This window comes from Haloarcula japonica DSM 6131, assembly GCF_000336635.1.
Taxonomy (GTDB): domain Archaea; phylum Halobacteriota; class Halobacteria; order Halobacteriales; family Haloarculaceae; genus Haloarcula; species Haloarcula japonica.
On the sequence record NZ_AOLY01000009.1, the window covers coordinates 107,440 to 125,308 of the forward strand.

Annotated in this window: 12 protein-coding genes and 1 pseudogene; 9 read left to right on the forward strand and 4 right to left on the reverse strand. The window is 48.9% G+C overall.

Annotated elements, in window-relative coordinates; translation table 11 throughout:
- The first annotated feature begins 408 nt into the window (after positions 1-408).
- Complete coding sequence (locus C444_RS05895; protein ID WP_049909165.1) at positions 409-1,908, forward strand: flippase; 1,500 nt, start codon at positions 409-411, stop codon at positions 1,906-1,908.
- Positions 1,909-1,910: 2 nt separating this feature from the next.
- Here the strand turns inward: C444_RS05895 and C444_RS20995 are convergent, their stop codons facing one another.
- Complete coding sequence (locus C444_RS20995) at positions 1,911-3,233, reverse strand: sulfatase-like hydrolase/transferase (RefSeq protein WP_080509675.1); 1,323 nt, start codon at positions 3,231-3,233, stop codon at positions 1,911-1,913.
- Positions 3,234-3,322: 89 nt separating this feature from the next.
- Between C444_RS20995 and C444_RS05905 the strand changes: the two genes are divergently transcribed.
- The 4 genes from C444_RS05905 (at position 3,323) to C444_RS21685 (ending at position 6,693) form a co-directional block, all read left to right on the forward strand.
- On the forward strand, positions 3,323-3,682 hold the full coding sequence (locus C444_RS05905; RefSeq protein WP_049909168.1) for a hypothetical protein: 360 nt from the start codon (positions 3,323-3,325) through the stop codon (positions 3,680-3,682).
- Between the two features lie 405 nt (positions 3,683-4,087).
- The gene (locus C444_RS05910) at positions 4,088-4,429 is read left to right on the forward strand and encodes a hypothetical protein (protein WP_152420768.1); all 342 of its coding nucleotides are present in this window, start codon (positions 4,088-4,090) and stop codon (positions 4,427-4,429) included.
- A 69-nt stretch (positions 4,430-4,498) separates the two neighbouring features.
- A complete protein-coding gene (locus C444_RS21000) occupies positions 4,499-5,287 on the forward strand; it encodes a glycosyltransferase family 2 protein (protein WP_080509676.1) in 789 nt (262 codons plus the stop codon).
- Positions 5,287-6,693 (forward strand): hypothetical protein, encoded by a 1,407-nt coding sequence (locus C444_RS21685; protein WP_152420769.1) that lies wholly within the window; start codon positions 5,287-5,289, stop codon positions 6,691-6,693. Before C444_RS21000 ends, C444_RS21685 begins: the two co-directional genes overlap by 1 nt.
- On the opposite strand, the gene C444_RS05915 is transcribed toward C444_RS21685, so the two are convergent.
- Positions 6,663-7,511 carry a glycosyltransferase family 4 protein gene (locus C444_RS05915; RefSeq protein WP_004591576.1) on the reverse strand — a complete coding sequence of 283 codons (849 nt, stop codon included), beginning with the start codon at positions 7,509-7,511 and terminating at the stop codon, positions 6,663-6,665. The genes C444_RS21685 and C444_RS05915 overlap by 31 nt on opposite strands.
- 420 nt (positions 7,512-7,931) lie before the next feature.
- Here C444_RS05915 and C444_RS05920 point away from each other — a divergent pair, with 420 nt between their 5' ends.
- A complete protein-coding gene (locus tag C444_RS05920; protein WP_004591577.1) occupies positions 7,932-9,371 on the forward strand; it encodes a sulfatase in 1,440 nt (479 codons plus the stop codon).
- A 41-nt stretch (positions 9,372-9,412) separates the two neighbouring features.
- On the forward strand, positions 9,413-11,311 hold the full coding sequence (gene asnB / locus C444_RS05925) for an asparagine synthase (glutamine-hydrolyzing) (protein WP_080509677.1): 1,899 nt from the start codon (positions 9,413-9,415) through the stop codon (positions 11,309-11,311).
- Between the two features lie 303 nt (positions 11,312-11,614).
- On the opposite strand, the gene C444_RS05930 is transcribed toward asnB, so the two are convergent.
- Positions 11,615-12,718, reverse strand: coding sequence for a glycosyltransferase family 4 protein (locus C444_RS05930; protein ID WP_004591579.1), 1,104 nt, complete (start codon positions 12,716-12,718; stop codon positions 11,615-11,617).
- A gap of 2 nt (positions 12,719-12,720) precedes the next feature.
- A complete protein-coding gene (locus C444_RS05935; protein WP_004591580.1) occupies positions 12,721-13,059 on the reverse strand; it encodes a Rossmann-fold NAD(P)-binding domain-containing protein in 339 nt (112 codons plus the stop codon).
- Positions 13,060-13,268: 209 nt separating this feature from the next.
- Here C444_RS05935 and C444_RS23030 point away from each other — a divergent pair.
- Both C444_RS23030 and C444_RS23230 read left to right on the forward strand, forming a co-directional pair.
- A pseudogene (locus C444_RS23030) lies at positions 13,269-14,439 on the forward strand (orc1/cdc6 family replication initiation protein).
- A gap of 2,451 nt (positions 14,440-16,890) precedes the next feature.
- Positions 16,891-17,148 carry an HVO_A0114 family putative DNA-binding protein gene (locus C444_RS23230; RefSeq protein ID WP_455549916.1) on the forward strand — a complete coding sequence of 86 codons (258 nt, stop codon included), beginning with the start codon at positions 16,891-16,893 and terminating at the stop codon, positions 17,146-17,148.
- Positions 17,149-17,869: the final 721 nt, after the last annotated feature.

A 17,869-nucleotide genomic window follows, 5' to 3' on the forward strand; every position in this document is an offset into this window, starting at 1 on the left:
CCAAATCTTAATCGACTTCGATAACCGGACCAGAGACTGACCTTTCACCGGAATTGTTAATGTAAGCGGTATTAGAGAGGTCGGCGATTTGGCGACCGCCGTTAGCAATCTGAACGAAAACGGGTCAGTCAATTGTAACGGTACCAAGATCGGAAATGTCGTGAACGCCCGCCTCAGAGAATCCGTGCAGCTGTTCGGTGTTTCGTCGTACCGTGTTTGGAGGTTGCCGCCCGGAGACACAAAGGTAGTTGTACTGTTTAATCCGCCTGCATTGGCACCCCAGGATAGAGAGAAATGGAGATGATCTGCTACTGATGTAACGGAACGAATCGGTTTGATTTAGTGTCTTCACTGGCCACTGGATAATGATGGACGAGGTACTGAAATCATATACTGGGTTTGATATATATGTCTGATGATGAGACAGAGATGGATATTCTGGCGACCCTCTCTAGGGGGGCGTCGTTGCACGTTGTCGGGAAGATCTTTTTTAATGTTTTCGGATTTTTATTGCACCTCGTTCTTTCAAGGGGACTTGGCGCAGGATTGTATGGTATTTACGCGTATGGGAAAACGCTCTCTCGCATAGCGATTGTTTTCACCAACCTCGGCTCCGATCAGTCTGTACTGAAGTATCTGCCAGAGTACTCGGATGACGCTGCTCAGCAACGGCTCTTTTTCGGGCTGTCTGTGCTCACGTCTCTGGTTGGTTCGATCGTCGCCGCCGCTGTGTTGGCGGTGTATGCCCCGGTAATCTCAAATCTCACAATAGATAGGCCGGAGTTCATCGGTGTTTTGCGCTTATTTGCGATCATCACCGTCTTTGACACGCTCGCACGAATAATACACAGCAGCTTTCGGGGGCTTGAACGACTGGAGTACGAGGTACTGTCCAGCAAGATATCTCGTCCGATTCTCCGACTTATTGGGGTTGTCGGAGCACTTTCGCTTGGCTATTCTCTTACTGGTGTGATGGTTGCACTCGTCGTTGCGAGTGGCCTCGTGCTTGGGATCGCCTCATACCTTCTACTTAGTCGGTTCGAATTGCGGCCGTGGATATCTTCAGACCAAGTCACAAGAAGTAGCGTCTTCGAGTACTACAATTTCTCGATTCCGCTTACGATGAAGAATGCTGCGGATATTCTGATCCGACGAGTCGATATTTTCATGGTGGGATTGTTTTTTTCGTCTACAGTTGTCGGCTATTACAATATCTCATTACTCATTGCTGGATTCCTGACGATTCCTCTGATGGGATTTAATCAACTCTTTCCGCCGATTGCGTCACGACTCTACATGAACGGCGAAATCCCCAAGCTCAATTCGCTGTATAATACTGTCACTCGATGGGTTTTCACGATCTCTTTTCTGATGGCTATCGGTGCGTTCGTGTACCGTGCAGAGATTCTGTCCCTATTCGGTGAGGATTTCACAGCTGGGACACCCGTTCTGGCATTGTTTGTCGTTGGCCAGTTGTTCAACTGTCTCGGTGGTCCAAATGGATATCTCCTGATGATGACTGAACGCCAGTACGTGTTGGTCGTGAACCAGTGGGTCTTCGGTATCGTGAACGTCGTTCTCAACTACGTGATGATCACTACGTTCGGGGTTCTCGGGGCCGCTGTTGCGACAGCTGGGGTCTTTGCCATGCTGAACATAGTCCAGACGATCGAACTATGGTACTTTGAGCGTCTGTTTCCCTACTCTCTGAATTTCTTGAAACCACTGTTTGCGGGTGTCATCACGACGATTGTGATGGTTTCCATACGCTACGTCATGAGCGATACCGTTCTGTTGATCATCGGAGGGCTCACTGGTGTAGTGACGTATGGAATTGTGTTACTGGCTATCGGTATTGAGGAAGATGATAAGGAATTCTTCGGGAAAGTCACAGACGGAGTCAAATAATATCACATGTACCCAAGATCCTGTAGTTGGCTTTTGATGTCTTCGGACATTGTGTTATCTGGCATCTCTTGGACATCTATTTCCGTGATATCCATGGCTTCTATTAAATTCTCAATCTTTGATTGAGGAACTGTCTTTTCTGGTTCGCCTTGTTCGATAAACTCTCCTTGTGGAGTCTCGTACCCATAGTAATTCTCTGGCATCGCAATTCCGCGTAGCGGTTGATCGATCATTTCTAAAAATTCAGGATCGATATCGGACTGTTTGAGCGTCTGTAGTTGTGATGTTCTGAGGCCGTGCGATTCGGTAAGGTACTCTCTGCTGGTGGGGTTCTCTATAAGATTCTGTCCGCGAGAGGGTGCGTCTATACCCGCTAAATCAAGGATTGTTTTGTGGACATCTAAAAGACTCACAGTTGCGTCAATTGATTCTGTATCGAGGTCGTCGTGGTAGATGTTTACCGGCACGTGGGTGAGTTCGGGATAGACGCCGTAGTGATGTTTACTTGTGTTGTGTTCTCCAAAGAGCTCTCCATGATCGGAAACTGTAATCACATAATCAAAATTCTGCTGAAGTATTTCGAAGATCAATTTATATATGTCTGATAGATAGTTTACAGCGTTTTTGTATGCTTGTTTCTGGTTTACAAGATTGGATTGTTTGACGTGTATTCCGTCGTCGATTCTTCTCTGAGTGTACTCCGTCGTTCGGTATTTTTCCGGAGGATAGTAAGGTGCATGAGCGTTCATTATATTTATGAATACGAATTCTTCATCACCGAAATTAGTAGCTGAAAGTATATCTAACGTTTCATTGGCTGAGTCAAATCGATTTCCGAACTTTAGCTTCCACCCAATTTTTATCGATTGAATAAATGATGAATCTGACAGAGCACATTGCCCAATCATGTACAATTCTCTAATAGTCTTGGGTAAATTTGAGTTTTGAGCTCGATTTTTCCAAGAAAATACGTTGTCATCGCGTAATTTTGCCCGCCCTGTATGATGAAACTCTTCAAATCCTCTATCAAACGCGTTCATCGGGGAAGCTAGGAGATTCCCACTAATTGCTTGTGTTTTGTAACCGTTGGCATAGAGTGTTTCAGCTAGGGTGGCTTCATTACAGGTCAACTGCTCAGATTTAGCGTGAACGCCGATTTCTGAGGCATACTTTCCAGTAAACATTGATGCATGTGCTGGTACCGTGTAATGTGCAGGTGACCAAGCATTTACATAGTGCACGCCAGGAAGCCAGTCAAAGTAGCTCTCGAAAATATCTTGTCGCACAGTATCGAGAACGACAAGTGCGATATTTGGAGCAGACATATTGTGATGATACCCCCTATTCAGATATATGATTTGTGGAGCAAGTTCGAAGAAGTTATACCTGAGATAATACCATACTTAATAAGCTGATGTACTCGCTTGAGCAGATTACTAAAGGTATTAAAGATCCGCACAAGATCGCCTATGAATTAAATAAAATAGGATACACTCGGGGCGGATATCGTCAGCAGAACCCAAAAGGTGTGAACTTTTTGAAGGAAGATTGGGATAATCTGATAATACTCGACGCCTGTAGATATGACTATTTCAAACGATGCACTGATTTCTCTGGTCATCTTGAGTATCGCCACTCACTTGGAAGTGCAACAAGACAGTTCGTAAGAGAGAATTTTAAAAATAAAACACTGCATGATACGGTATATATCGGAGCAAACACTTGGTTTCTGAAACTTCAAGAGGAGATCAATGCTGAAGTCATTCGTCTTTAGCTAACACCAGTAGTAATTCTTGGAAATGAAATTATAACTGTGGATGTTAGGAGAACCAATTCCGTCGGTCGAGGTGNTTTCGTCGTTTTGGTGTGGTGTATGGGCGAAATTCGACCGAAAATCACGGTCTAACAGTATTACTGTGAGTATTAGCTAAAGACGAATGATGCTGAAGTGCATCACTTTGTTGATCTTCAGAATGGAGATTATGACGTCGAATGGGTTAACGAGGATCTAAAAGTAGTAACGCCGGAAACGGTTACTCGTCATGCGAAGCGTATAATTAACGAATTCCCGCATAAACGACTCATAATTCACTATCTTCAGCCACACCATCCCTTTATTGGTCCGACAGGTAGTGAACACCTCTCTCACCAATCGAACTCGCTTCGAGAAGTGGTCAAGTTGAGTGAGAAAGATGTTAACCGCAAGCTAGTACGAGAGGCCTACGCCGAAAACGTTGAGCAAGTGGCTGCTGCAGTCGATAATCTCTTACCGGAGTTGACTGGCAAGACTGTTATTACAGCAGACCATGGTGAAATGCTGGGAGAGCGCTTCCGGTATGTGCCGATCCGTGGATACGGGCACCCGTTTGGGGTCTACAATGAGTACACGACAAAAGTACCGTGGAACGTTATCGAGACTGGTGAACGAAAAGATATCATCGACGAAAAGCCGACTCAAGATATAAATGTAGATCTGGATGCTGTTGATGATCAACTCCGAAATCTTGGTTATGTTCTGTGAGATATCTGGATTAAGGATGCAATGCTACATTAGTGCTTACGTGCGTAACCATACGTCGTCAACGATATTATGACCGATTTAGAGATTTCTCCCAGTACAGTCAACGAGATCGATGTTTGCATTCCAACTTGGAATAGTGAACAGGTCTTGAGAACATCATTGGATCATCTCGCACAGAGTGAAGATAAGTCTCTTGTCGATATATCTTGCCTATATATCATTGATAATAATAGTGAAGATGGAACGGTAAAAATTGCACAAGAGGCTGCGGAAGAATATGGGTGGGAGATATCCATATTCTGTGAAAAAACTAACCTTTCCGAGGCCCGCAAACTTGCGGTCTCAAAAGCCAGTGCAGACTGGATTCTATTTCTTGACGACGATGTTCGAATTGAGCCAGCATATCTCTCCAATCTTGCTGCCGCTGCTGCCCCCCTTGTTGGAGGGGTACAAGGAATAAAGAAGACAAATACATCAAAACACAACTCTAACTGGGTTAGATGGCGATCTCACCGGTCTGGTACTCATGCCACACTTCTTCGCCGGAAAACAGTAGACGGAATTAATATTCCGAAGGAAATCACGGTATTGGAGGATGAGTATATCCGGAAGTATGTTGAAGAGAATGGGTGGCTATGGGTATACAATCATCAATCTATCTATAGACATGATAATATGGGCCGTCACCCACCGAGCTGGGAACAGGGTTATCTGGCAGGGAAATACGATCTGATGTCCTTTTGTTTAGTTCTCAGATCATCATTAGCAACTGTCAAAAGCGGGAAATATATATTAGAAGGTTTAAAACAAATTTGCGGTTGGCTGGCTGGTAGAATTAAGAGGGAACGGGATAATTAATGAGAAGTGGCAAGCCGTCTGAGCGATCAAAGAGGGAGATAAATGATAACAAGAATATTCCAAATGTTGCCGTGTTTTTCCCACTCGTATTCATTCTTACATATGGAATATTCACTATTATAACCGGGTTGGAAATGTGGATTGGTGCTATTGTGGTTCTTTTTTCAGCGATCGCGCTCCATTTTATAACATACACCAGTTTTACCATCCCAATAGTCTTGTCGGTTATTGTTCTTTCGCTTACTGCCCCGTTTTTTTTGATTTTTCCAAAAGCTGCCATTGTAGCCACTTCCGGCGTGATAGCATACTACATATATAGATTCTACTATACTTCTTCCCCACTGTTTGTTGGTTCGGCTGTTGTATATCTTGTAGGTACCCTCCTGAATTTAGTATTTAATTCTACTCCACTACCTTCTCCCGATGCGGCTCAATATTATGGGCGAGTGAGAAACTTTGGGACAATTAGTGAATATTTAGTGCACCTTATCCAGTTGGCTCAGGAGGATATCTCATTATTAAAGAGTTCTATGCAAACGTTCCCTGCATTTTACCTTCCTCTGTACAAATCGTATGGGTTTGAATCACCAGCCGTATTTGTGGTCATAAATATGGTCTTATGGGTCACTACAGTTCTTCTATTTAAAGAACTCATTAAATATTATCTTACAGAATCTGCTAATGTGTCCCCGGGCATAGTATCGGCTATGTTACTATTAAGTCCAACTGCAATGTACTGGTCAAGTACATTCTTGAAGGATATAACGAGTGTTTTTCTTTGTATGTTAGCTACGTACCTTTTCTTTCGCAAACGAGCTATAATGTTTCTTATCGTAGTGTTAGTTGCTACATCGATACGTCTTTATTCAATAGCAATTATCAGCATCTACATTGCAACGATTATGTGGAGTCCATTACTACTTGGAATCGGACTCTTTGGAAGCGCTATATTTACGCTGATATATACTGGTAATATAGTCACACTATTCAACTCAATTCTAGTCTTTGGATACTTTTTTGTGAGTCCACATCCTGTCCAGATTGAAAATTGGTTGACTCCAAGATTAATTCCGCGATTGATAGAAGCAGTTCTGTATGCAGGTGGCCTATTTATATCAGGGCGATTTGCGGTAACAAGTCGAAAACTCCGAAATCATTATCTTATATTGACCGCTGGAATTTTGATTTATTCATTGGTAATTGTATCTGTTGCATACCGCTATACCGTCTTCCAGCGCGGTTTACCATATGGATTTGGCACAGCTGGAGAGAATATCCTCCGGAAAATGTTGCCAATACTTCCGCTAATAGCAGTTTGGATGAGTATCACCGTTTCAAATATGAAGTATCCGAGGCTGTCTATTTCCTCAAGAAATCAATCTAATGAATCATCATACCGGGAATGAATATTAGAGAGAAATCTCTCATAATCCTCAACATATGCCTTGAGAGAGAACTTATCTTGGATACGTTTATATCCTCTCTCGCTCATCTGCTGTGCAGTCCTCTCGTCAGAGAGAATCTGTATGATACGATCAGCAATCGCTTGCGAATCTTTAGGAGGTATAAGATATCCAGTCTCACCATCGATCACGATATCAGCCGTTCCACCGACATTTGTTGCAATGACTGGAACTTTCATTGCCATTGCCTCCCGGACTGCTCCCGGAATACCCTCGTTCAATGACGGCAACACGAAAACATCAAGAGCGCTTAAGAATTGAGGCATATCGTCGACCCATCCCATAAATTCTACGCATTCTTCGATTCCCAATTCATGTACTTTAGATCGCAGTTCCTGCTTGTGAGCTTTGTGCCCGTCCGGAGCTTCCCCCGCAATCCGAAGTACTACATTTCGTTGTCTTTCAAGTACTGCAGGCAGTGCCTCAATAAGATATCTCAAGCCTTTGCGCGGCGTTAGTGAGGCAGCAGTCCCGATCCGTATTATATCATTCGGAGGCTGGAACCGCGTCGGGTCAAATTTATTAGTGTCAATACCTTTATGGAATATTGTGAATTTGTCTTTGTGGTGTTTGAACCGATTTTCACCAAAGACATGCTTTGCTTGTTCCTTGGATTCAATGAATACGTGATCGACTGTCCGCAATGATATCCACTGAAGCTTTTTTACTATCCCATCGTCTTCTATTCCGAGTCCGATATTCCATATTGCAGGCGTTCGGCTCAAGTTAAGGTATGGGAATAGTGTCAGCACTGCACGCATATTCTGGCACCATATGACATCTGCTCTGTCGAGACAAGGTTTTGCGTCTCGATTAAATTGAGCGATCCGAAATAGTGCTGGGAACTGAAGCAAGGGATTAGATAGCAAAGTGCGATTATATGTATCGAGACTCCCGCGAAATGGGACTACTGCAACCTCAATGTCTCGTTCCCTAGCGCGCTCACACAGTTCGTTTTCGGTCTGTGTGAGTATGGTGGGTTTAAATCGATGTTTGTCGATTGAATCTAACAGACGTAGCAACATTTTTTCACCGCCACCCAACTTTCCACTACCTATATGAAAAAACACAACTCGTATCTGGGAGTCCATCGTTGTGATGTCGGACATAGCCTGTGAAAAGTAAAGTATATTCTGTTCCAATGGATTGGGCCTAACACGACATCCCATATAGCCACAAGTATGCCTGAACACAATATTGTCATATTGATTGCTGATACGCTCCGATATCATGACTTTCCGGTCTCTTCGCATTTTAACGACCATATATTGGGAACACGTGCTACTCAGGCCTTCACATCTGCCCCCTGGACTCTCCCTTCCCACGCGTCTATCTTCACTGGAACCACCCCATCGAAACATGGCGCACACGCAGGTCACAAGCACCTTGACAACAATCTCATCACACTCCCTGAAATTCTCCAAACTCACGACTATGAGACCGTTGCCGTCTCAAACAACACCTGGATCAGCGAGGAATTCGGTTTCGGTCGTGGCTTTGATACCTTCTATAAGAACTGGCAGTATGTCCAAACCACTACCGACCTCGGGAAAATCGCTCAGATGGAAAACGGGCTTGATATGTTCAAAAAAGCAACGAAAGCTGTTTTGGATGGAAATCCGATAGCAAATATATTAAACGCAGTCTATGGCCAGTTCTTCCGTCGTGCAAACGACGATGGCGCTGCTCGCACCAACAAATGGATCAAAGATTGGCTCACGAGTAGAGACGATTCACGTCCGTTCTTTCTATTCGTCAATTATCTCGAACCACATCTTGAGTACCGGCCGCCAGAAGCACATGCAAAACAGTACCTGCCCGAAGGCATTACTTACGAAGACGCAATGGAGACCCCACAGGACGCTTGGGGATACATTGCTGGTACCGTTGAGATGACCGACGAAAACTTCGAGATTCTTCGGGCACTGTACCAAGCCGAGATTTCCTATCTCGAAGAGAAAATCGAAGCGACTATTAATCTGCTTAAAGCTGAGGGAGAGTGGGACGACACACTGTTCATTGTTACGAGCGACCACGGTGAAAACATTGGCGAACACGGTCTGATGGACCACCAATATGCACTTTATGATACACTGTTGCATGTCCCGCTGTACGTGCACGGTGGCCCCTTCGAGGATAATGTCCGGAAAGATCTCGTCCAATTAATCGATATTGCTCCGACGATTCTTGATACAATCAATATCGACGCCCCAGAAGCGCACGACCAATTCCAGGGCATCTCGTTTCATCCCGACACCAACCAATCCCGCGAGTACGTCACTGCCGAGTACATAGCACCACAGCCATCCATGGACGCCTTGGAAACTAAAATCGGCGATCTACCGGAACACATCTATGAATACGATCGCGCTCTCAGAGCGATCCGCACACATCAGTACAAGTACATCCGTGGTTCTGACGGCACCCACGAACTATATGACATCCGGGACGATCCCGACGAGCAGACCAATCTTGTGGACACCAAGCCAGACGTTGTTGAGAAGCTCGATACGACATTAGACGAGTGGCTCAACTCGTTCGAAAAAACAGAACGATCGGAAGACGTTTTGATGGACGATGACACAAGATCTCGGCTGGAAGACCTCGGATACCTCCAATGATGGTCTTTATATATTGGACCATACAAATCTGACTCATCTCAATGTGTGGAATTTCTGGCCTCTATTCGACGAGTAACTCCCCGGACACACGGATTCTAGAACAGATGAACGACTGCCTCAACTATCGGGGCCCGGACGAGTCAGGCTACTTTTTCGATGGGCCGGTTGGACTTGCACATCGCCGCTTGAGCATCGTGGGTCTCGGTACCGGTCGTCAACCGATCTTCAACGAGGACGAAACTATCAGCGTCATCTTCAACGGCGAGATATATAATTATCCTGAGTTGCGAAACAATCTCGAACCGCGACACACCTTTGACACCGACACCGATACTGAGGTTCTGGTCCACCTCTACGAAGAACATGGACTATCGTTCGTCAAATACTTGCGCGGGATGTTTGCCTTTGCCATCTGGGATACCGACAAAGACCGGCTCCTCCTCGCTCGGGACCGCATGGGTATCAAACCGCTCTTGCTTGCTGACGATGGCGATACGACCGCCTTTGCCTCAGAACTCCCGGCGCTCCTCGAATCCAGCATCGATCATGGCGGCCTCAACCAACAAGCTATCTCAGAGTATTTTGCGTTCGGCCAGATTCCCGCACCGCGAACGATATTCAACAACGTCCGGAAGGTCGAGCCCGGCGAACTCGTCATCATCGACGATGGTGATCGGACTCACGAACAGTTCTATACGCCATCTATCGAACGGCGGGAGCCGTCTTTCGAGGACGCTGTCGACACACTCCGAAGTCGAATCGACGACGCCGTCGAACGACGGCTGATGAGTGACGTTCCACTGGGCGCATTTTTGAGTGGCGGTATCGACTCAAGCATCATCGTTGGGACGATGGCCGAGCTGATCGACGAGCAAGTTCGGACGTTCACAGTCGGTTTCGATCAGTCGCTCTTTGATGAGTCGTGGGCCGCCCGTGAAGTCGCTGATTTCCACGGCACCGACCACACTAAGTTCACCGTGACCCCGGACGATGTTCGGGACACGATCCCGACCGTGCTAGACAGGCTTGGAGAACCATTCGCGGATCCGTCGCTCATCCCGACTTACATCGTCTCGCGCGAAACCAGCCAGAACGTCAAAGTCGCACTTTCGGGAGACGGTGCTGATGAACTCTTTGCCGGGTACAGCAAGTACCGCGGGGAGTACTACTCCAAGTATTATCGCAGTCTTCCGAGGTCTCTCCGGGCAAATCTGATTACGCCTGCTATCAACGGGCTGGAAGCCTCTCGATCCGGCCACCGTGGAGAACTCGTTCGCAAAGCGCAGAAATTCATCCGTGGTGATGAGGAGATCGTGTCCGATCGCCACTTCGAGTGGAATCGAATTTGCTCCGAGGACACTGAACGGACGCTGACTACCGGTAGCCCGGTCGTAGCCGGAGAGGAACGCATGCGGGAGGAACACCGACATCATGTAACAACCCTTCCAGAGAACAGGCGCGACGATATGTCCCGGATTCTGGCGGTTGATACGCGGTTCGGGCTCCCGAACCAGATCCTCCAGAAGACCGACCTTGCGAGTATGTATAATTCTCTCGAAGTCCGTGTACCGTTCCTTGATCGAGCTATCGTTGAGTATGCTCTGTCGCTCCCAAGTGAGTACAAGATCACTCGAACTAAACAAAAGCGCGTGCTAAAGCGTGCTTTCGAGGATCGTTTACCGGACTCGATCCTAGAACGAAACAAGCAAGGATTCGATATGCCAATTGGCGAGTGGTTTAAGAACGAGCTTGCCGGGGAGTTTCGTGATACGATCACAGGAATGGATAGCAAACTATTCAACCACAGAGAAGTGCTGGATGTCTGTGACGAACATGTGGATGGCAACCACGACCATAGCAAATTCCTTTGGAGTGCCTATGTCTTCGCCAGATGGCACAATCGGATGGTCGATTCTGGTGTACTCTCATCCTCATCCTGAGGTCTCCCTGAACACTACCTCTCGCCCAGAACGATCCGCACGGACCGTTACAAGTACATTTGCGACGCGGACGGCACGACGGAACTCTACAGCGGTCCGGTCGATTACGACGAAACAACTGACCTATCAGACACACGAAGACATTGTCGCCGAACTCGGCATAACATTAGACGAGTGCCCCGACTCCTTCGAACAGGCCGACCCAGCCGGGATGACGACAATGTCTGCGAATGCGAAGGACAGCTTGGAGGACCTTGGATATCTGCAGGAGTATTCGTCATGTGGGCACCCACTCGACGATCCTCACAGTTCACCACCGTTTCGACGGCACCCGCCATCGCTACACAACCCTTCCAGAACCATCGTCGTCCGCTCGACGGTTTCCGCCCAGTCGAACTGTCCCTCAACCTGCACCCGCGGATCGGCCACACCACCGTCGATTACCGTCTCGAGTCCCTCAACGAACCCAGGGACGTCGCCGACAGGTACGATCACGCCGCCGTCGCCGATAACGGACGCAACCTGCTCCAGATCGCTGACCACGACCGGAACGCCCGAGGCCATCGCCTCCAGCACTGTCCGGGGCAACCCCTCGGCACGACTGGGCAAGATCAGCGCGTCCGCGGCCCGGTACACCGCCGGCATTTCCTCGTAGGGAAGCTGTCCGAGGAACTCGGCATGGTCCTCGTCCCTCCCGGACCGCAGCGGTCCCTCGCCGGCCACGTACAGTTTCGCGTTCCGCTCTTCAGATAGTTGCGAGACCGCCGCCACCGCGTCGCCGGGCCGTTTGCCCTCAACCAACCGCCCGACGAACAGTACTACGGGCCCATCGTGATCGATCCGGTCGCTCTCGGGACCATTGGGCCGGAACCGCTCGGTGTCGATCCCGTTGTGGACGACCTCTATCCGGGAATTGACACCGAACTCCCGCACCCGGTCACGATCCTCGTCAGTGTAACAGAAAACCACATCAGCTCGGTTGAAGGTCCAGCGCCCTATGCTCCGCAGGTACAGGTCGAACAGCCACTTGGGTGCGTTCTGCGAGTAGAGTCCGTGATTCGTAATTGCCAGTGGAATATCGCCCAGTCGTCGCTTCAATGCCGCCAGATTCGTCGAGAAATACAGGTGCGAGTGAGCATGTATCACGTCGAAATCGAAAGTCTCACGAAGGAACCGTGCCACGTTCAGTGAGATAGAATTGCCTATTAATTCGACCGACGGTGATCGACGCACCACCGTGTATCCGTCCCTCTCTTCATACCGTGGCAAACTCTCGTCGTCCGAGACTGTCAGCACCGTTACGTCGTGCCCCATCGCTGCCTGATCGCGACTCATTGCGTGGACATGGTAGGTCCCACCGCCGGGTACCTCGGGATACAGGTTTTGTGCCACGCGAAGAATACGCATTGTCAACCCTCCAGAATCCACGGCTCGTACCACTCTCGATTCAATCGGTACCACTCGACGGATTCCGCGACGCCCTCCCGGATCGCTTGACGTAGCTTGTAGCCGATCAACTCTGAGGGCTTTGAGCTGTCGGCGTCTCGGACGTCGCCTTCAGCGAGGCGATAAGAGCTGTCGCCCTTGCCGGCGCGGTTTTGGCAGAGTTCGACGGTGTATTTTCTCTCTGGTGTACCGTAGAAGGGACCGAAATTGTTCAAGACGACGACGTCGTGATCATCAATGACGAAGAGCCTTGCAGGATGGCCGCCGATGAACCCGGCACCGCTGGTGACAGGAATTTGCATTATCCAATCCGAACTGGGCTATCGTAAAAGGTGTACTGTATTCACGTTATTCGATAGAAGCATCTGCCTCGGCAATACAGACCTCACTAATTCCTTAGCCTCATTCTAATACGGTCTATAATGGACAGAGCAGAGAACGCGAATAAATGTTTATTTTCGCAGCAACGACAAACTTGGGTAGTTTATTGACTTTCCCTCCAGAATGATATTTGATTTTAACAGTCGGCTGGCCTAAAGAAATTGTAGGGCGTGATGAGGAGCTACAGCAGTATATTGCCGCGTTGCAGCCGGTAATCAACGGCGACCAACCATCGAACATTTTTATACGGAAAAGCTGGTGTTGGCAAGACCGCATGCACACGCTATCTTCTTGCCGAACAGAAGTCGGATGCGGCCGAGTACGATATCGACGTGACAACGATTCGGACGAACTGTGAGGACCTGAGCACAAGCTATCAGGTTGCAATCCAGCTGGTGAATGAGCTCCGTACACCTACGAATCAAATAAAGCCGACCGGGTACCCGCGACGACAGGTAAACGAGTGGCTCTGGGACGAACTCGATTCCATCGGTGGGACGATTGTCATCGTTTTTGACGAAGTCGAACATATTGAAGATGACTCAATCTTGTACCAGATCCCCCGTGCGCGAGCGAATGGAAACCTTAGCCAATGCAGAGTTGGCATCATTGGCATTTCAAACGATTTTAAGTACCGCGAACGACTCAGTTCGAAGGTCCAATCGAGCCTCTGTGAAAAGGAACTTCAGTTTCCAGCGTACGACGCGAGTGAACTTCGCGATATCCTTCGCCAGCGTGCTGAGATCGCTTTTTATGATAGCGTCGTCCCACAGGAGGTAATTGCAAAATGTACTGCCTTCGGTGCAAAAGACGCTGGCGACGCCCGCTAGAGCCTTGACCTCTTGATGGAAGCGGGTGACATTGCGGTTGAGGAAAACGCCACGAACCTCACTGAAGCCCATGTGGATGCTGCACGAACCGCGCTTGAACGAAGTCGTATCGCTGAGGGCGTTGCTGGACTTACACAACATGGCCATCTGGTACTGTATGCACTTCTGATGCTCCACGAGGAGGGCGACACGCCAGTTCGGGCGCGAACGATTCAGGATCGATACGAAGTCATCTGTGACCGGGCAGCAACAAATGCACTCGTTCCCCGGCGGATGCGCGACCACCTGAACGAACTCGCCATGCTGGGGATCGCCGATCGCGTTGAGCGGAATAAGGGTGAAGTTGGAGGGCGATATTATGAGTACGCACTTGATGTGAATCCTGATCTCCTTGTTGAGGCGCTTAGCGAAACGATGGATATCGTTGGAGTTACCGATCAAATACAGCAACGTCTTGACCGGAGCTACTGAGTCTTGCTTGAGGCGAGATCGCCTGACTGCCACCGGAGACACTGGACACAGTGGGGTGGGTGGGATAATCTCCCTCCATGATCAGAACACACAGCCGAAGCCATCTCCTCTTCAGAGACACTGGACACAATGGGGTGAGTGCCCACTACACGATGACTGGACCCGGCTTCATTCGGGACAGAGGTGTGGTTCAAATATGTACTCTCTATCCGTTTTGGTGAGGCGCTGTCTGACTCACTCAAACTCCGTCAAATGGCGCCATCATATGCGAATCCAGCCGATTGATTACCCGGTCAGCGCACCTCAGGCAGTCCCCACACGCGAAACACTCGACACGGTTAGGTATTGAGCGCTCACCTCCTCTTGCTCTATTGATCCGCTGGCTCATCTATTATATCCTCGTACTTTTCTGAGGAAGAGGAGGAAAGCATACTAAATGTACTCTCTCTTCAGCGTGTTGGCCTCCGTGCTCGCCTCTGAGCCGACCAGAATGACACCCGGGACTGATTGTCTGACGACAATGTACCGATGGCTCGTTCCACTCTCGAATCCCCTGATATCACTCGACAGACTCTCCAACGCCTGTGGACTGTAGCAGCGGCATCACTGGAAGGTCAGTGCGTCCGGAACAAGTCAGGGGGTGATTCCGTCAAAGCCGCTGTCGAAACTCAACACTCTGTCTCGGGGCATTCGACCGTCGTGACGGTCATTGCGTCGGTGAAACTGAGTTCATGATCAGCTGGGTCTATTAGGTGGACACGGCACAACCGAAGAGAGTTGGAGACGAGTGGAGTAGTTCGATAGCCGAAGGGTACCCTGATCCGCGGATGCGCCGCCCTACTTCGAGACCAGCTTCAACAACTCGTCCACATCTGCGTCAGCGCGACTGTTCCGTCGTGGATGTAGTCACTTGTCACCACCTGACTGTATTCAGCAGACGAAAAGACGGCACTCAGGGTGTCAGTACGACCGTGTGTCGACTGGCGTCGGTGCCGCGATGGGCGTGGAACACGCCAGTGGTGAGAAGACGCTCAGCGGTACAGGATATGATCAATGTCGTCTTTTGTTGTTCCGACATCGGAGAGAATCATTCTTTGGTGGAATTCCTTAATCTCCGCTTCGTTCAGGGTCGTTGTTCCATTTCGGAACGAATCAACGAACTCCGAGCGGGAGTCAACTGCTGACTGAATCAGTGTTGAGAGGATTTCTTGTTGAGTGACTTTGTTGTTTTAAGCCGAATCTCTACTTGTAGCTCTTCGAGCTTGGATTTTTGTCCTCATCTATCTTGACTGCTGTTGATATACATTCGAGTTGTAGGTGTAACCTGGTTAAGATTTTTTACCGAAATCAGAACTGGTCAATCGGAATCACAGATCGAAATACTGGGTTCCAGCGGGGACGTAATTGTCATGTGATTCAGTCAACTGACGTCGATCACGGCTCATATACCATCTCGATTTGGCTTATCAAACTCACTAGATTTTTTATCTCCCTTCAGATCATCTCTGTCGATTGTGTCACTGTCCACCCGCGCTGGTTTGCCACCACAGGTCGTCACCCGTTCGCGACCGACTAGGCGCCAGTGACAGCCAGTCCACGTTTCTTCATACCGATCCCATCCGAGACGATCCGGGCACGGCTCAAACCGCACCCGTCGCTGCGTGCCACTGTAGTCTCTGTACCGAATTTCGAGAGACTTGCCTGTCGGTGGTTGATCAGTTGCTGTACCGTCAGTGCCCGGCTCCGAACAGACATTCGTGTCCAGACATGTTTTGTGGCGCACCGAGAATGCGTTCTATGCGCCACTCCGCCACGCAACTGAATACTTCTCGCATGTACAATGAGCCTGCTGGAAAATCTCATAGCGAGACTCCCTCGCGTCCACGCAGAAGAGGTCAATTCTCAGTCTTTGGTTGGCCTCCCCCATAGACTCATTTTGATGGAATAGATACCGTAGAATGAGGAATGGCGTTTGAGCACATTGAGAACATCGAAGACAGGACAGGCGAGACGATTGTCTGGCGGAGCACCTACCAGACTGACGACCCACGTACCCAAGCGGGTACCGATACGCCCTTGACTACGGCTTTCTTAATGGATGGGGGCCATTCTCCATTACGACAACGAGAATCAGGCTCCCGAGCATCACAAACGTGCCTGATGGCATCGAAAAAATCGAATTCCCTGAAATAGTCGAGATCCGTGGACGATTGTTGAACGAAATTCAGGACCGTCCATGACCACGAACAGACTCAAAATCACGTATGGACAGCGCGAGAAGACCCAGCGAGCGGTTCGCGAACGACTTCGGCGGGCAGACGCTGGAGAAGAATTCGACGAACAGGAGCCAGCGTTTATTCTCAACTTTGAGGAGCTTGACGACGTTGAACGACTTATGCGTCGGTTGAATCTACAGCTCTTGGACGTCACCGCCAGTGAACGCCCCGAAATATTCGTGAGACGGCTCGACTCGTCGAACGCGATTATAAAGAGGTTCACCGGAATCTCAAGGAACTCGAAGCGATCGGTGTCATTGAGTTCGCAACAGACGGCAATAGCAAACGCCCGATCCTCCGTGAGGGGGCCCGAGGCAATCGACCTCTCGATACCTCTCCAATCGACTCCGACACACCAGACTCTACTTCTCCAAGGGACGTCAGCGTGAGAACGAACCAGTGTGGGAGCGATCACAGGTCCGGTGACTCTTGACTTCTTGTAATCTACACATAGTTTGTGACATCAGGTACGTGTGTCAGGTGTTACTGCCGGTGCGCCCGCTATGTGGCCGTCCTGCTCATTCACTGCCTGTGTTTTCTCTCTGATGCACATTTTCAGTGGACACGCAAATGATTTACCGGGTAAGTATGCCCGCTGAATATCTGTTCGCACTCATACCGATATAGACTTGAGGTGAAACCAAGCCTAACTTATGTGCCCGATTGAATTTTCCCACGATTAAATTATCAAGACTGATTTTGGTGACCGAACAGTTAACAAGCGCCTCGCTTGATACTGTTTTGATATCAACTCCGAATGACATCACAGGGAATTACTTTCTCGTTGAACCCTCTGATGATCGTATAGATCCACAAACTGGCGTTGAGGCATGTCGAACACTGAGCCAACTCCAACCAGATAGTGGGTGGCGAAGTCAACTCCCGCTGGCGGCTGAGCCATAGCCTTACACATACGAATGGACGGTGACGGCACATCCACAGGAAAGTGGGACAGCGTTGCAGTATTACGTCGGTACAGACGAAGTGCTTGGCACCGAAACGCTCAAAACACACCTCCGGACGATGTTTCCGAACAGCTACGAACTCAAGCAACAATCAAACTGTGCGCCGTTGTCGCAGTTCCGCTCGCCGGACTGGGCCTACGCCGCGGAGGCAGTCGGCGCGCTACAGTGCTACAGCGATTGGTTCACGCA

Excerpts from the sequence above, each read along its gene's own strand:
- C444_RS21685 (WP_152420769.1), top strand. The coding sequence starts at position 5,287 with ATGAGAAGTGGCAAGCCGTCTGAGCGATCAAAGAGGGAGATAAATGAT.
- C444_RS05905 (WP_049909168.1), top strand. The coding sequence starts at position 3,323 with ATGTACTCGCTTGAGCAGATTACTAAAGGTATTAAAGATCCGCACAAG.
- C444_RS21000 (WP_080509676.1), top strand. The coding sequence starts at position 4,499 with ATGACCGATTTAGAGATTTCTCCCAGTACAGTCAACGAGATCGATGTT.
- C444_RS05935 (WP_004591580.1), bottom strand. The coding sequence starts at position 13,059 with ATGCAAATTCCTGTCACCAGCGGTGCCGGGTTCATCGGCGGCCATCCT.
- C444_RS05920 (WP_004591577.1), top strand. The coding sequence starts at position 7,932 with ATGCCTGAACACAATATTGTCATATTGATTGCTGATACGCTCCGATAT.
- asnB (WP_080509677.1), top strand. The coding sequence starts at position 9,413 with ATGTGTGGAATTTCTGGCCTCTATTCGACGAGTAACTCCCCGGACACA.
- C444_RS05915 (WP_004591576.1), bottom strand. The coding sequence starts at position 7,511 with ATGCGTGCAGTGCTGACACTATTCCCATACCTTAACTTGAGCCGAACG.
- C444_RS20995 (WP_080509675.1), bottom strand. The coding sequence starts at position 3,233 with ATGTCTGCTCCAAATATCGCACTTGTCGTTCTCGATACTGTGCGACAA.
- C444_RS05895 (WP_049909165.1), top strand. The coding sequence starts at position 409 with ATGTCTGATGATGAGACAGAGATGGATATTCTGGCGACCCTCTCTAGG.
- C444_RS05930 (WP_004591579.1), bottom strand. The coding sequence starts at position 12,718 with ATGCGTATTCTTCGCGTGGCACAAAACCTGTATCCCGAGGTACCCGGC.